This is a genomic window from Bacteroides caecigallinarum (assembly GCF_016902295.1).
GTDB classification, from domain to species: domain Bacteria; phylum Bacteroidota; class Bacteroidia; order Bacteroidales; family Bacteroidaceae; genus Phocaeicola; species Phocaeicola caecigallinarum_A.
In genome coordinates this window covers 1-835 of record NZ_JACJLQ010000121.1, presented here as the reverse complement: position 1 = coordinate 835, position 835 = coordinate 1, and the positions used below count along the sequence as shown (strand labels likewise).

Below are 835 nucleotides of genomic sequence, written 5' to 3'. Positions count from 1 at the left end.
GCCCTCTCAAAGTAGCGTCTGGCATGTGCCCAACAGCATATGACGATGATACCTTTTATCTTTTCAAGTGTACCATAAGCGGCATACCCGTCCGTCTGTATGGCACCTTGATAATCCTTGAAGAGTTCCAGAGCCACTTTCATACTTCTGGAACCGTCATGATAGAAGAAGAAAACCTGGTTGTTCATCACACTCCGTACCAGCCAAAGATATCCTTTTATTGTCTGATGCTTCTCGTTGTTGATTATAGGTATCGTCGTCTCATCAGACTGGACATAATCGGAAGACAGAACCAGTTCCTTCAACCGGTAATAGGCGGGGCGCATCAGGTCGGCCACTTCATGGAACCAGGCTTCAATAGTGGATGGCGGCAGGCTGATACCTATACGCTTGAACATCTGTATCTGCCGGTAGAACGGAAGATGGTCCACATATTTGCCGACCATAAGTTCTGTAAGCAGTGAAGCACTTGCATAACTCTTAGGTATCGGTTCGTTTTTCACCGGAGCAGTGATAATCCGGTTTGTATCCTTGCGCATGCCTTTGTGTCTGAAAGTAACCCGGACATACAGTTCTGCCGGTTTATATTCAAGATGTTCGGAAGTTTCCGTTTCATTAAACAGCACCCATTGGTCCTCATGACCAAGATAGCCCTCCGGATAGATATGTTCTTCCTCACGGCGGAGATGCTCAGGCAGCTTTTGGCGGACGGGAACTTTTTTCTCGTGTTCCCTGACCTTAATCCGCTTATACTCGCTTACCTCTTTTATGGCCTGGCGGGCTGCCTCTTCCTCCTCTGGAGTCATATCCATCTTGTCGAAGTCAAGTTTCAATT

The 835-nt window shown here is 47.2% G+C and carries 1 protein-coding gene; it reads right to left on the bottom strand.

What is annotated here, in order from left to right; translation table 11 throughout:
* Positions 1-835 (bottom strand): IS66 family transposase (gene tnpC / locus H6A27_RS15845; protein ID WP_204509191.1); only part of this gene is annotated, 835 nt, incomplete at both ends.